Here is a 13,400-nt window from a genome sequence, read left to right on the forward strand (position 1 = left end):
GGCTATGACATCCGCGAATCACCGAAGCCGGACCTCTCCTCCGCCGATGCCCTCAGCTTCCACCCCCCCGCCGCGGGCCGGTGAACGGCTCGCTCCGCTGCGCGCCCTGCCGCCCTGGGCCGGCGACGCGGTCGCCGTGGCCATCACCCTGCTCGCGACCGGCCTGCGCCTCCTGCTCGATCCGGTGCTGCCGCCGGGCTTCCCGTTCCTGACCTTCTTCCCCGCCGTCGTCCTGACGACGTTCTTCTTCGGGCTGCGGCCGGGCATCGTCTGCGCGGTGCTGTCGGGGCTGGCGGCGTGGTACTTCTTCGTGAAACCGGTCTACTCGTTCGTGCTGAACGCGCAGACCGCCCTGGCGCTCACCTTCTACGCCTTCATCGTCACCGTCGACATCGCGCTGATCCACTGGATGCGCGTGGCGGGGGAGCGTCTGGCCGCCGAGCGGGCGGTGACCGCCGACCTCTACGAGCAGCAGCGCACCATGTTCCAGGAGCTGCAGCATCGGGTCGCCAACAACATGCAGTTCGTGGCCGCGCTCCTCGCCCTGCAGAAGCGCAAGATCGCCGACGATCCCCGGGCGGCGGCGGAGGCCTTCGACGAGGCTCAGGCCCGGCTGGAGACGATCGCCCGCATCCACCGCCGCCTCTACGATCCGAGCCGGATCGATCAGCCGGTCGGCCAGTACCTTCAGGAATTGTGCAGCGACCTCCTCGAGGCCACCGGCGCGCGCAACATCGTCTGCCTCGTCGACGTGCCGCCGCTGCGCTTCGACCTCGCCCGGCTGACGACCCTGTCGCTCCTCGTGGTCGAGGTCGTCACCAACGCCCTCAAGCACGCCTTCACCGAATCCGCGCGCGGCACCATCACGATCCGTCTGGAGCAGCTGCAGGGGAGCATGACGGCGCTGACCATCACCGATGACGGTCCCGGCATCCCGGCAGACTTCGATCCGACGGCGAGCCGCAGCCTCGGCTTCCGCATCGTCCAGGGGCTTGCCGCCCAGCTCGACGGCACGCTCACCTATGCCAATGACGGCGGCACCGTCGTACGTCTCGTATTCCCCGGCGGCCGGGCGGCGTGAGGCGCCGCCGCGCTCAGCCCAGCCCGTCGTCGGACGCGCGCAGGCGGTAGCCGATTCCGGTCTCGGTCAGGAGGAGGCGAGGGCGCTCGGGATCGGCCTCCAGCTTCTGCCGGAGCTGGCGCATGTAGACCCGCAGATATTGCGGGTCGGACGAGGCCGGAACCTCGCGCATCAGCTGGGCATGGGTCAGCACCTTGCCGGCATGCAGCACGAGGATGCGCAGGAAGTCGTACTCGCGCGGGGTGAGCTTCACCTCGGCCCCGTCGACCCGCACGATGCGCCGCACGAGGTCGACGCTGAGTCCCTCGACCCGGAAGACGGGGCGCTCGCCCTTGGCGGCGAGCTGATGGCGCAGGGCCGCCCGCAGGCGGGCCAGCAGTTCGCCCATGCCGAAGGGCTTGGTCACGTAGTCGTCGGCGCCGAGATCGAGCGCCTCGACCTTGCCGCCCTCGTCGCCGCGGCTCGACAGCACCACCACCGGCAGGTCGGGGTGATCCGCGCGGATGGTCCGCAGCAGGTCGTGCCCGCCCATGTCGGGCAGGCCGAGATCGAGGATGACGAGATCGACCCGCTCGCGCTTGAGCAGCGTCAGGGCGGTGCCGGCGTCGGGCGCCTCCAAGAGGCTGTAGCCCTGCGTCGACAGGCCGACCCGCAGGAGCCGACGGATCGGCGGCTCGTCGTCGATCACGAGGACGGTCGGGCTCATAGAGGCGGGCTCATGCGGCGCGGTCCTCCGGCGCGGGGATCGGCATCGACACGGTGAAGACGGCGCCCGGGCGGTCGCGTCGGTTGGCCGCCGTGACGGTGCCGCCCATGGCCTCGACGAAGCCGCGGGCGATGGCAAGCCCGAGCCCGGTGCCGGCGCGGACCCGGTCGCCCTTGCGCAGGCGGTGGAACTTGTCGAACACCCGCTCGGTCTCGGCCTCCGGCAGACCCTCGCCCTCGTCCAGCACCGCGAGACGGACCCACGCGCCCCGGCGGTCCGCCCGGACCGTGACGGTGGTCCCCTCGGGGGCGTATTTGGCGGCGTTGTCGAGCAGGTTGACGAGCGCCTGCTCGAACAGGACCGGGTCGAGCCGCAGGGTCGGCAGGCCGGGCTCGACCTCGACCGCGATCCGGTGGCCGGACAGGGCCGGCCCGGTCCGGCGGAGGGCGGTGTCGACGCTCTCGGCCATGTCCCCGTCCGAGAGGTTCGGGGCCACCGCCCCGGCCTCCAGCCGCGTCATGTCGAGCAGGTTGGCGATGAAGCGGTTGAGCCGCTCCGATTCCTCGATGACGGTGGCGAGCAGCTCGCCCCGCGCCTCGTCCGGCAGGGCGGTGCCGAGATCGCGCAGGGTGCTGGCCGCGCCGAGCACGGAGGCGAGCGGCGTGCGCAGGTCGTGGCTGATGGAGGTGAGGAGCGCGCGGGCGAGCCGGTCGGTCTCGGCGGCGCGCTCGGCCCGGTCGAGATCGTCCACGAGCCGCACCCGCTCGATCGCCAGCGCCCCCATGTCGGCGAGCGCGTCGAGGAGGCGCCGGCCCTCCGGGGTCAGGATCGGGCCGGTGCCGTCCGCGTCGAGGCCGATCACCCCGATCGTGCCGCGTCCGGTGCGCATCGGCAGGAACAGGCGCCGGGCGCCGGGGAGGGTGTCGGCGCCGCGGCCCGCCGGGCGGTCGTTGTCGAAGGTCCATTGCGCGGCGGCGAGATCCGCGGGCTCCAGCCGATCCTCCGGCGGGTAGCCCGCGCGCACGACGACCGTCCGCCCCTCGGGCAGGAGGACCACCACCCGCACCCGCAGCATCGCGGCGACCTGGGCCGAGGTCGCCCAGAGCACGTCGTCGAGGGTGCCGCAGGCCGCGAGCTTGCGCGAGAAGCCGTAGAGCCGCTCGGTGGCGGCGGCCCGCGTCTGGCTGATCATCGCCGCCCGGCGCGAGCGTCCGGCGAGGTTCGAGACCAGCACCGCCACCACGGTGAACAGCAGGAAGGCCGCCACGTTGGTCGGATCGGCGATCGTCAGGGTGTAGACGGGGGGCAGGAAGAAGAAGTTGTAGGCGAGCGACGCGGCGACGACCGCGGCGAGCGACGGCCCGAGACCGAAGCGCACCGCGACCGCGACCACCGCGGTGAGCAGGATGAGGTCGGCATTCTCGATGCCGGTCTGGGGCTGGAGCAGCAGGGCGAGGCCGAGCCCGGCGGCGGTGGCGAGCAGGGACAGGCCGTAGGGCCGCAGCTGCAGCCGCGACCGGGCCGGGGCGGTGGCGACCGCCGCGGACCCCCCCGAGGCGCCGGCCCGTCCCCGGAGATTCTCCCCCGGCAGCGCCTCGCCGGGGACGACGTGCACGCTGATCGGGCCGCTGCGCCGCACGAGATCGTGCACCACCGAGCCGTGCAGGAGCTCGAAGGCCCAGGATCGCTCGGCCTTGCCGACCACGACGTGATTGACGTTGGCCGAACGGGCATGGGCGAGGATGTCGTCGGCCACCCGCCGCCCGCCGGGCAGGGTGACGGCGTCGCCGCCGAGCCGGTCGGCGAGCCGCAAGGCCTCGGCGACCCGGTCGCGCGCCGCCTCGCCGAGCGCGGCGGCGCGGGTGCCCTCGACGAACAGGGCGGTCCAGGGGGCGTGCAGGCGGTCGGCGAGGCGCTTGGCGTAGCGCACGAGGGCGGCCGAGCGCGGGTCGTCACTGATGCAGACCAGCACCCGCTCCCCCGCCGCCCAGGGGCCGGGGATGGCGTTGGCCCGCATATGGCCGAGCAGCTCGTCGTCGACCCGGTCGGCGGTGCGCCGCAGCGCCAGCTCGCGCAAAGCCGTGAGATTGCCGCGGGAGAAGTAGTGGGCCAGCGCCCGCTCGGCGCCCTCCGGCACGTAGACCTTGCCGTCCTTGAGGCGCTGGATCAGGTCGTCGGGGTTGAGATCGACCACCTCGATGTCGTCGGCCCGGTCGAGGATGCCGTCGGGCACGGTCTCGCGCACCCGGATGCGGGTGATGCCGGCGACGACGTCGTTCAGGCTCTCCACGTGCTGGATGTTGAGGGTGGTCAGGACGTCGATGCCGGCGTCGAGGAGTTCCTCCACGTCCTGATGGCGCTTGCGGTGACGCGAGCCCGGCGCGTTGGTGTGGGCGAGTTCGTCCACCAGGGCCAGCGCCGGCCGGCGCGCCAGCAGCGCGTCGAGATCCATCTCCTCCAGCACGGTGCCGTGATAGGGCACGGACGCGCGGGGCACGATCTCGAAGCCGTCGAGCAGGGCGGCGGTCTCGGCCCGGCCGTGGGTCTCGGCCACGCCGACCACCACGTCGGTGCCGGCCCGGAGCCGGGCGCGCCCGACGGTGAGCATTTCGTAGGTCTTGCCGACGCCGGGGGCGGCGCCGAGGAAGATCTTGAGCCGGCCGCGGGTGCGCGCCTCCCGGCGCGCCGCGGCGAGCAGCGCGTCGGGGGAGGGGCGTTCGGGATCGCGGCCGGTGTCCCGCATGCTCGGTCCGTCCGTCAGTGCCCGGCGAGAGCGTCCAGGGCGAGGTTCAGCGCCAGGACGTTGACGCGGGGTTCGCCGAGGAGGCCGAGGGTGCGCCCCTCGATCTGGGCGGTCACGAGCTCGCGCACCCTGTCCTCGGGGAGGCCGCGGGCCTTGGCGACGCGCGGCACCTGGAACAGGGCGGCCTCCGGCGAGAGATCGGGATCGAGGCCCGAGCCGCTGGTGGTGACGAGATCGACCGGCACCGGCGCCCCGGGCTTCTCGGTCCGGAGGGCGTCGAGGTCACCCTTCACGCGGCCCGCGAGCGCCGCGCTGGTGGGGCCGAGATTCGAGCCGAGCGAGGCCGCGGCGTTGTAGGGGGCCGGTACGGTCTTCGTCGCGTCGGCCGGATCGGGCGCGGTCGTGGCCGAGGGTCGGCCGTGGAAGTACCGGGCATCGGTGAAGGTCTGGCCGATCAGGCGCGAGCCGACGATCCGGCCGTCGCGCGCGATCAGGCTGCCGGCGGCCCGGGCCGGGAAGACGGCGCCGGCGAGCCCCGTCATGGCCAGCGGATAGGCGAGGCCGGTGATGATCGTGAAGGCGGTCAGGAGGACGAGGGCGGGGCGGAGTGGGGCAAGCATGGCTTGAGTCTCGTAAGCTTCAGGCGAGATGGAGGGCGGCGACGGCGATGTCGATGGCCTTGATGCCGGCGAAGGGCACGAGGACGCCGCCGAGGCCGTAGACGAGGAGATTGCGCCGCAGGAGCGCGGCGGCGCCGACGGGGCGGTAGGTCACGCCTTTGAGCGCCAGGGGGATCAGGGCGACGATGACGAGGGCGTTGAAGATGATCGCCGACAGAATCGCGCTCTGGGGCGAGGCGAGCCCCATCACGTTGAGCGCCGCAAGCGGCGGGTAGAGGGCGGCGAACATCGCCGGCAGGATCGCGAAGTATTTCGCGACGTCGTTGGCGATGGAGAAGGTGGTCAGCGCCCCGCGGGTCATCAGCAGCTGCTTGCCGATCCGCACGATCTCGATGAGCTTGGTCGGGTCGGAATCGAGATCGACCATGTTGCCGGCCTCACGCGCCGCCACCGTGCCGGTGTTCATGGCCACGCCCACATCGGCCTGGGCGAGGGCGGGGGCGTCGTTGGTGCCGTCGCCGCACATCGCCACCAGCTTGCCGCCGGCCTGCTCGCTCCGGATCAGCGCCAGCTTGTCCTCGGGGGTCGCCTGGGCGAGGAAATCGTCCACGCCCGCTTCCGCCGCGATGGCGGCGGCCGTCATCGGGTTGTCGCCGGTGATCATGACGGTGCGGATGCCCATGCGGCGCAGTTCGGCGAAGCGCTCGCGGATGCCGCCCTTGACGATGTCCTTGAGGGCCACGACGCCGAGCAGGCGCCCGTCGCGGGCCACCGCGAGCGGCGTGCCGCCGGCCTTGGCGATCTCCTCGGCGATGGCCCGGATCTCGGCAGCCGCCTCCGGCTCGTCGGCCGGGCGGAAGGCCAGGGCCGCATTCCCGCCGCGGGGGGAGGGGGGCGCGACCGACAGGGCCGCCAGCACCGCCTCGACCGCGCCCTTGCGGATCGAGGAGCCGCCGAGATCGACCCCGCTCATGCGGGTCTGCGCCGTGAACGGCACGAAGGTGGCGTTCAGCGCCGCCATGTCGCGCCCGCGGAGCCCATAGGTCTCCTTGGCCAGCACCACGATGGAACGCCCCTCCGGCGTCTCGTCGGCGAGGGATGCCAGCTGCGCCGCATCCGCCAGATCGCGCTCGGGCATGCCCGAGACCGGCCGGAAGGCCGTGGCCTGCCGGTTGCCCAGCGTGATGGTGCCGGTCTTGTCGAGGAGCAGCGTATCGACGTCGCCCGCCGCCTCGACGGCGCGGCCGGACATCGCCAGCACGTTGAAGCGCACCAGCCGGTCCATGCCGGCGATGCCGATCGCCGAGAGCAGGCCGCCGATCGTCGTCGGGATCAGGGTGACGAACAGGGCCGCCAGCACGATCACCGGGATCGTGCCGCCGGCATAATGCGCGAAGCTCGGGATCGAGGCGACCGCGAACACGAAGACCAGGGTGAGACCGGCGAGCAGGATGTCGAGGGCGATCTCGTTGGGGGTCTTGCGGCGCGAGGCGCCCTCGACCAGCGCGATCATGCGATCGACGAAGGTCGAGCCGGCCGCCGCCGTGATCCGCACCACGATCGCGTCGGACAGCACCCGCGTGCCCCCCGTCACCGCCGAGCGGTCGCCGCCGGATTCGCGGATCACGGGAGCGGATTCGCCGGTGATCGCCGCCTCGTCGACCGAGGCCACGCCCTCGACCACCTCGCCGTCGGAGGGGATCAGCTCGCCGGCCTCGACCAGAACCCAATCGCCGACCCGGAGGCTCGCCCCCGGCACGGTCTCGTGGTCCCGGTTCGCGCCGCCGGTCAGGCGCTTGGCGGTCATCTCGGTGCGGGTGCGCCGCAAGGACTCGGCCTGCGCCTTGCCCCGCCCTTCCGCCAGCGCCTCGGCGGCGTTGGCGAAGAGCAGGGTGAACCACAGCCACAGCACGATCTGGCCGGAGAAGAGCAGGTCGGGCCCGCCCGTGACGAGGTCGCGCGCGAACAGGATCGTGGTCAGCACCGCGACCACCTCGACGGCGAACAGGACCGGATTGCGGACCATGGCGCGGGGATCGAGCTTGGCGAAGGCGCCGAGCAGCGCCCGGCCCGCGAGGGCGGCGCCGAACGGGGAGTTGTGTTTCTGAGGGGACATGGGATCGCGGGTCCGGAAAGGGGGAGGGGCGTCAGGCCGCCGCCGAGCAGGACGACGCCGAGCACGGCGAGCACGAGGTCGGAGGTGCGGGCGGGCATGGGCCGCCCGCCATGCGCCCGGTGCCAGGGAAGGCGCGACCGGTTCGGGCGCGGCGGCGGGGTGTGGCGCGGGGCGCGGCGGGCGGGGAGGGGACGCGGCATCGGTCAGCCCCCTGCCCCGAAGGTCTGGCCCGCCGCCCCCGCGAGATGCTCGGCCACGGGGCCGAGGGCGAGCGAGGGGAAGAAGGTCAGCCCGCCGACGATCAGGATGACGCCGACGAGCAGGCCGACGAACAGGCCGCTATCGGTCGGAAAGGTGCCGGCGGAGGCCGGAACCGTCTTCTTGGCCGCCAGCGCCCCGGCCAAAGCCAGCGCCGGGATGATGACGAGGAAGCGTCCGGCCAGCATGCCGAAGCCGAGCGCCACGTTGTAGAACGGCGTGTTGCCCGAGAGGCCGCCGAAGGCCGAGCCGTTGTTGGCCGCCGCCGAGGTGAAGGCGTAGAGGATCTCGGAGAAGCCGTGCGGGCCGGCATTCGCGGGCCCCGCGAGGCCCGCCGGGATCACGGTCGCCAACGCCGTCGGCCCCAGCATCGCCGCGGGCAGGCACAGGACGGCGAGCATCGCCATCTTGACCTCGCGGGCCTCGATCTTCTTGCCGAGATATTCCGGCGTGCGCCCGACCATCAGCCCGGCCACGAACACCGCCACCACGACGAAGACCAGCATGCCGTAGAGGCCCGCGCCGACGCCGCCGACGATGATCTCGCCGAGCTGCATGTTGAGGAGCGGGATCAGGCCGCCGAGCGCCGTGAACGAGTCGTGCATGGCGTTGACCGCGCCGCAGGAGGCCGCGGTGGTCACGACGGCGAACAGGGCCGAGGCCGCGAGACCGAAGCGGACCTCCTTGCCCTCCATGTTGCCGCCGAGCAGCCCGAGGGCGTTCAGCACGGGGCTGCCGGCCGCTTCCGCCGCGTAGGTGATGGCCACGCCGCCTAAGAACAGCACGCCCATGGCGGCCAGGATCGCCCATCCCTGGCGCTCGTCTCCGACCATGCGGCCGAACACGTTGGTGAGCGCGGCCCCCAGGGCGAAGATCGCGACCATCTGGACGAGGTTGGCGAGCGCCGTCGGGTTCTCGAACGGGTGGGCGGCGTTGGCGTTGAAGAAGCCGCCGCCATTGGTGCCGAGCATCTTGATGGCGACCTGGCTCGCCACGGGGCCGATCGCGATGGTCTGGTGCGCGCCCTCCAGCGTGGTCGCCTCGACGGCGGCTTGGAGCGTCTGGGGCATGCCCTGCCAGACGAAGAACAGCGTCAGCCCGACCGAGAGCGGCAGCAGCACGTAGAGGGTGCAGCGGGTGAGATCGACCCAGAACGAGCCGACGGTGGCCGCCGAGGCCCGGGCGAAGCCGCGGATGAGCGCCAGCGCCAGAGCGATGCCGGTGGCCGCCGAGAGGAAGTTCTGCGTCGTCAGCCCGAGCATCTGCGACAGGTGCGAGAGCGTGGTCTCGCCGCCGTAATTCTGCCAGTTGGTGTTGGTGACGAAGCTGACCGCGGTGTTGAAGGCGAGATCCGGCGGGACCGCCGCCTGCCCGGCCGGGTTCAGCGGCAGGAGATCCTGACACCGCAGGACGGCGTAGAGCCCCACGAAGCCGAGCCCGTTGAAGACGAGCAGCGCCAGCCCGTAGCCGAGCCAGCTCTGTTCCTGGCGCCCGTCGATGCCGGCGAGCCGGTAGAGCCCGCGCTCGACCGGGGTGAGCAGGGGCGAGAGGAGGGTGGGGGCGCCGGTGAAGACGCGGGTCATGTAGAGACCGAGCGGCTTCACGAGCGCCAGCACGATCGCGCAGTAAAGCGCGACCTGAATCCAGCCGTCGAGAGTCATGGGAGTGTTCCGTCGCGCCGCTCTAGAACCGCTCGGGGCGGACGAGGGCGACCGTGAGGTAGACGAGGAGCCCGGCCGTCACGAGGGCGCCGAGGGCGAGGTCGAGGGTCATCGGCGGACCCTCCTAGAGGCGCGCGCAGAGCGCGGTGTAGCCGGCGGCCAGCCCGAAGAAGGCGAGGCCTGCGGCGAGGAGGACGAGGTCGAGCATGGGGTTCGGGTCCGTTCGGCGAGGAGGCGCCGCGGACCGGACTAGGTCGACAAACCGCGTGAGGGTTCGAGGGGGAAAGGCGGCCCCCCGCATAAGGATCGCATCAGGATTTGCGGGGAGGGCGCCTTGGCGGGTTCCCAGAGACGTTCCCCTGCCCCGCAGCCCTTCAATCGCCAGCGTCGGGGATAGCGACGACAGCGCCCTGACCGAGGTGATCAACGGCCTGTTCAAGGCCAGCCGGTCCATCGTGCGGGCGTAGCCTCTTTCCAGGCGGTCGCGTTCGCCACTCTCGAAAGGCTCGATTGTTTCGGTGCACGCCGCCTGTTCGGCCCCCTCGGCAACGTGCCGCCCGCCGAGGCGCGCCACGTCGCTCGGGCCGAGGTCCAGGCCTTGGCTGCCCCAACAAAACCAAATGGCATCCGGAAAAATTGAGGCGAATCTCTTTACGCCGCGCCGATTGTCCGAGACTATTCCAGCAGGGGCTCCGCCCTATCCATGATCAATCTCCGGACAGATTTAGAAATGCGCCAATTTGGACTGCGGCTATTCCTATCCCTCGCTCTCTGCGGAGGTGTCGGCGGAGCGGCAGCCCAATCCATGTCGGGCATCAGGCTCAAAGACGACCTCGCCAGGACGTCGACGCTCGGCCAGAAGCCCTCGGCTTCCCAGGAAATGGGACCCTACAGCATGCGGCGGTGGGTATTTCTCGATGGCAACGAGCTCGCGGTGACCGCCCGTCGTTCCGATGGCCGGATCGTGTATCTCGAGTCGAGTTGGGGCAGGCGTATACCCGGGAGCCCGACCGACTATCCCGGCGTGAATTTCGGAGAGACAACGCTTGCTGAGCTTCGTGCACGGCTGGGGAGCAACGGCTTCTCTTATGCGTCCCGGTCCGAATTCAAAACCGCCGACGGGATAGCCACAACGAACTCTTACGAGATCGCCGACACCCCCGGCGCCGTGGTCACATTCGTCTCGCTCGTTCGTCAGGGCGACATCGAGGCCCTCCGTTCCGGCAGTCGCAAGCTCGGTGAGATCGCCAAGGTCGACTCCGTCATACTCGCCGATGCCGATTATCTGAACGGCATCTGGGGCAAGGACCGCCGCACCGATCCGGCTGCTCAGCCGGTACGTTGGGACAATGGTCCGGCAGCTGCTGGCCCTGCCGCCGCCCTGATAGCGGGAGGCAGCATCGATGGCCTCGTGCGGGCTCTGGAATGCAACAGCACGTTCAAGCCGGAGGCTGTCCTCGGCGCGCTTCAGAAGGGCGGGGTTATCGGCAAAAAGCCGGTCGAGGTGGTTGATGGCATCCCGAGCTTCGAGCCCAGGACCAGGATCGAATTCCACGGTCTGACGGTCATCACGGTCCAGGGCTGGAACCACCGGGGCCGGATGTTCAGCCGCGGCCCCGGAACGGCGCCTCCGATCCATGTCGGGATCACGGTTCTCGGCGACGAGAAGCAGGTCACGGAAACGCTGCGCCAGAACGGCATCCCGTTATCGCCGTCCGTGGAAGGAAAACCCTTCCTATTCGTCTCCGACGAACTCTACTCCAGTTCCGAACTCAACGCTAAGTACCGAGGCAGAAAGATGTCGGAAGTCATTTGCTCGGTCCACTGACCGTCGAGGGGCGCTCTGCGTAGAACGAAACCAGCCCCAGGATCGCAGAGCCGGAATACCGGCTATCGGAAAATGCCGATGCGGCACGAGAATCAAAAAATCGCCCTGGACCCGAGATCCAGGGCGATCCTTTCATCTCTGCGCGACGCCGAAAATTACAGGAAGAAGTCGGACGAGTGCAGCGTCATCTTCGTCATGACATCGATCGCGAAATCGGTCTTTCCATCGCCATTGATGTCGGCCTGGACCTGATGGCCGCCGGCGATCGATGCGATCCGCAGTTCACCGGCATTCTTCGTGAAGGTGTCCGAACCGATCCAGGTGAAGGCCTCGTTGGCCGCCGTCAGGGCATCGGCATCGATCGCGTGCAGGTCGATCTTGTCCTCGCCCCTGACGAAGTCGCCGATGTAGTCGCGGCCCGATCCGGCGGCCAGGCTGTCGCTGAGCTTCTCGAACCGGAACGTGTCCTGGCCCGCCCCGCCATAGAGGATGTCCTTGCCGCCCCGCCCGACCAGGACGTCGTCGCCGCCGCCGCCCCTGAGGCCGTCCGCCTTCGCGCTGCCCAGGATCAATTCATCGGATGCTTTTCCGTTGACATGCCCCCCTGAGGAGGGCGCCTGCAGCACGAGGGTCGGATCTGCGGATTGCACCGGAGGAGCGGGCTCGGCGGGCTTGGTCGGCGCCGATGGCTTGGGTGTCTCGACCGGAGAGGGCGTTACCGGAGGGGCCGTCGGTGCGTCGGTCCCCGATGTGGGCGGAAGGGCAGACCCTTTCTCGACCAGGATGAAATCGCTCGTCTTGAGCGCAACCTTGCCGGTCAGCTCGAGCTTGAAATCGGCCTTCAGGTCACCGTTGGCATCGATCTCGATCGTCGTGGCGCCCGACGCGTAGCCGTAGCGGAGCTGCCAGTCATGGCCGGTGAAGCTCCGCGACTCCAGCCACTGCCAATCCGTATGGTCCTTGGGGGCGCCGGCGAGGTTTGCCAGATGGATCTTGTCCTGCCCCTGCGTGAAGTCGGCGATGCGGTCGATGCCGTCATTCGTGAGGGACGTGTAGACGAAAGTGTCCTTGCCGCTGCCGCCGGTGATGGAGTCGCGACCGCCGCCGCCCACGATGACGTCGTCGCCAGCGCCGGCGTGGATGTAGTTCGAGCCGCTGCCGCCCTTGATGTAGTCGCCCTTGGCGGTGCCGATGATGGACGCAGCGGCCGAGGCGGCGTCGATTTTCTTGAGGGACGACAGGTCGGTGCGGGCCTCGACGGTTTCCGCGCCCGGGATCGCGGGGCGTCCGCTGGCATGCATGTTGTCGGCGTAGACCATGTCCTTGGGACGCGAGGTCTGCTTCAGGTCGCCGTACTTGCCGAAGTCGATGACGTTCTCGACGATCTTCACGCCGGTGACCGTGCCGACTTGGCCGGCATTGTGGGTCTGGGTGGCGCCATCCGACACCAGGACGGTCATGCTGCCGCCGAGGAGGATGTTGTTCTTGACCAGGACGTTCGAGACGTTGCCCAGCTCGCCGGTGATCCGCACGGCTTCGTTCGTCTCGGTCGGCGCATCGGCGCGCGAGCGCCAGTCGATCACGTTGTCGGCGATGACGACCGAGCCGATCGTCTTGCCGATCCAGATGGCGTCGGCATGCGCACCCGTGGCGTAGGATCCGCCGGCGATGTAATTGCCGCTGATCGTGCCGCTCTGGATCGCGATGGCGTCGACCGGCGCATTGAGGAAGGCGTTGTTCGTCAGGACGGTGTTGTGACCGCGCGACATGATGAAGTCGACATAGCCGATATTGTCGAGCTTCAGGCCGTCGAACGTCGAGCGGTCGACGGTGAGGTTCTTGGTCCCGGTCAGCGCGTTGATGGCATATTTGCCGACCGACGCGTCGAAGGTCGAGTTCTTGATCGTGACGTTGTCGGCCTGCACATTGATCGACACGCCGCGGAAGTCGTAGCCATCGAAGGTCACGCCTGATTTCGTGATGGCGAGCGTGTTCAGGGCCTTGTTGTAGTAGACGCCATCCGTCGATTTCAGGGTGGTGAAGCTCTTGAGCTGCCCCTTGGACAGAGACGTGCCCACCGCTGCATCGACGCCAGCGACCTTCTGAAGGCCGTTGTTGCGGGCGATGGCCGCGAGATCCGAAGCAACGTACATATAACCAGCCCCAATCGGCAGCGTTGCTCAACGCCCGCTGCGCTTATGCCTTCAGTGAACTTCCGTGGACGCTAAATCGAATTATTAAAGAATCCTTTCGGTGAATATCTAAACATTGCTGCATCTAGTGTTTTTGTATCTTTCGAAGTCTTATAAATCATCCGGTGGCATAGTTAATAAATGGTTAACAAAATTTCTTGTGGTTGAACAAGGTCTTAGCGGACGGACGCTACG

At 69.5% G+C, this 13,400-nt stretch carries 9 protein-coding genes and 1 pseudogene; 3 read left to right on the plus strand and 7 right to left on the minus strand.

Annotated elements, in window-relative coordinates:
- Nucleotides 1–46 precede the first annotated feature (46 nt).
- On the plus strand, nt 47–1,081 hold the full coding sequence (locus MFF26_RS23115; protein ID WP_137831746.1) for a sensor histidine kinase: 1,035 nt from the start codon (nt 47–49) through the stop codon (nt 1,079–1,081).
- Nucleotides 1,082–1,094: 13 nt separating this feature from the next.
- Here the strand turns inward: MFF26_RS23115 and MFF26_RS23120 are convergent, their stop codons facing one another.
- From MFF26_RS23120 to MFF26_RS23145, 6 genes are all read right to left on the minus strand, one after another.
- Nucleotides 1,095–1,787: a response regulator gene (locus tag MFF26_RS23120; protein ID WP_137831745.1), complete on the minus strand. Its 693-nt coding sequence runs from the start codon at nt 1,785–1,787 to the stop codon at nt 1,095–1,097.
- Nucleotides 1,788–1,797: 10 nt separating this feature from the next.
- Nucleotides 1,798–4,530 (minus strand): DUF4118 domain-containing protein, encoded by a 2,733-nt coding sequence (locus MFF26_RS23125; RefSeq protein WP_137831744.1) that lies wholly within the window; start codon nt 4,528–4,530, stop codon nt 1,798–1,800.
- A gap of 14 nt (nt 4,531–4,544) precedes the next feature.
- Nucleotides 4,545–5,150, minus strand: coding sequence for a K(+)-transporting ATPase subunit C (locus MFF26_RS23130; protein WP_137831743.1), 606 nt, complete (start codon nt 5,148–5,150; stop codon nt 4,545–4,547).
- A 19-nt stretch (nt 5,151–5,169) separates the two neighbouring features.
- On the minus strand, nt 5,170–7,266 hold the full coding sequence (gene kdpB / locus MFF26_RS23135; protein ID WP_238308621.1) for a potassium-transporting ATPase subunit KdpB: 2,097 nt from the start codon (nt 7,264–7,266) through the stop codon (nt 5,170–5,172).
- Between the two features lie 203 nt (nt 7,267–7,469).
- Complete coding sequence (gene kdpA / locus MFF26_RS23140) at nt 7,470–9,185, minus strand: potassium-transporting ATPase subunit KdpA (protein WP_137831738.1); 1,716 nt, start codon at nt 9,183–9,185, stop codon at nt 7,470–7,472.
- 22 nt (nt 9,186–9,207) lie between these two features.
- Nucleotides 9,208–9,297, minus strand: a complete 90-nt coding sequence (locus MFF26_RS23145; protein ID WP_056241308.1) for a K(+)-transporting ATPase subunit F — start codon at nt 9,295–9,297, stop codon at nt 9,208–9,210.
- Nucleotides 9,298–9,556: 259 nt separating this feature from the next.
- Here MFF26_RS23145 and MFF26_RS26660 point away from each other — a divergent pair.
- Both MFF26_RS26660 and MFF26_RS23155 read left to right on the plus strand, forming a co-directional pair.
- Nucleotides 9,557–9,825: pseudogene (locus tag MFF26_RS26660) on the plus strand (hypothetical protein); the annotation flags it as partial.
- Between the two features lie 165 nt (nt 9,826–9,990).
- A complete protein-coding gene (locus tag MFF26_RS23155) occupies nt 9,991–11,013 on the plus strand; it encodes a hypothetical protein (protein ID WP_238308622.1) in 1,023 nt (340 codons plus the stop codon).
- Between the two features lie 155 nt (nt 11,014–11,168).
- Here the strand turns inward: MFF26_RS23155 and MFF26_RS23160 are convergent, their stop codons facing one another.
- Complete coding sequence (locus MFF26_RS23160; RefSeq protein ID WP_137831740.1) at nt 11,169–13,166, minus strand: M10 family metallopeptidase C-terminal domain-containing protein; 1,998 nt, start codon at nt 13,164–13,166, stop codon at nt 11,169–11,171.
- Nucleotides 13,167–13,400: the final 234 nt, after the last annotated feature.

Source organism: Methylorubrum suomiense (assembly GCF_022179765.1).
In the GTDB taxonomy this organism is placed as follows: Bacteria; Pseudomonadota; Alphaproteobacteria; order Rhizobiales; family Beijerinckiaceae; genus Methylobacterium; species Methylobacterium suomiense.

Excerpts from the sequence above, each read along its gene's own strand:
- MFF26_RS23115 (WP_137831746.1), top strand. The coding sequence starts at position 47 with ATGCCCTCAGCTTCCACCCCCCCGCCGCGGGCCGGTGAACGGCTCGCT.
- MFF26_RS23120 (WP_137831745.1), bottom strand. The coding sequence starts at position 1,787 with ATGAGCCCGACCGTCCTCGTGATCGACGACGAGCCGCCGATCCGTCGG.
- MFF26_RS23125 (WP_137831744.1), bottom strand. The coding sequence starts at position 4,530 with ATGCGGGACACCGGCCGCGATCCCGAACGCCCCTCCCCCGACGCGCTG.
- MFF26_RS23130 (WP_137831743.1), bottom strand. The coding sequence starts at position 5,150 with ATGCTTGCCCCACTCCGCCCCGCCCTCGTCCTCCTGACCGCCTTCACG.
- kdpB (WP_238308621.1), bottom strand. The coding sequence starts at position 7,266 with ATGTCCCCTCAGAAACACAACTCCCCGTTCGGCGCCGCCCTCGCGGGC.
- kdpA (WP_137831738.1), bottom strand. The coding sequence starts at position 9,185 with ATGACTCTCGACGGCTGGATTCAGGTCGCGCTTTACTGCGCGATCGTG.
- MFF26_RS23145 (WP_056241308.1), bottom strand. The coding sequence starts at position 9,297 with ATGACCCTCGACCTCGCCCTCGGCGCCCTCGTGACGGCCGGGCTCCTC.
- MFF26_RS23155 (WP_238308622.1), top strand. The coding sequence starts at position 9,991 with ATGTCGGGCATCAGGCTCAAAGACGACCTCGCCAGGACGTCGACGCTC.
- MFF26_RS23160 (WP_137831740.1), bottom strand. The coding sequence starts at position 13,166 with ATGTACGTTGCTTCGGATCTCGCGGCCATCGCCCGCAACAACGGCCTT.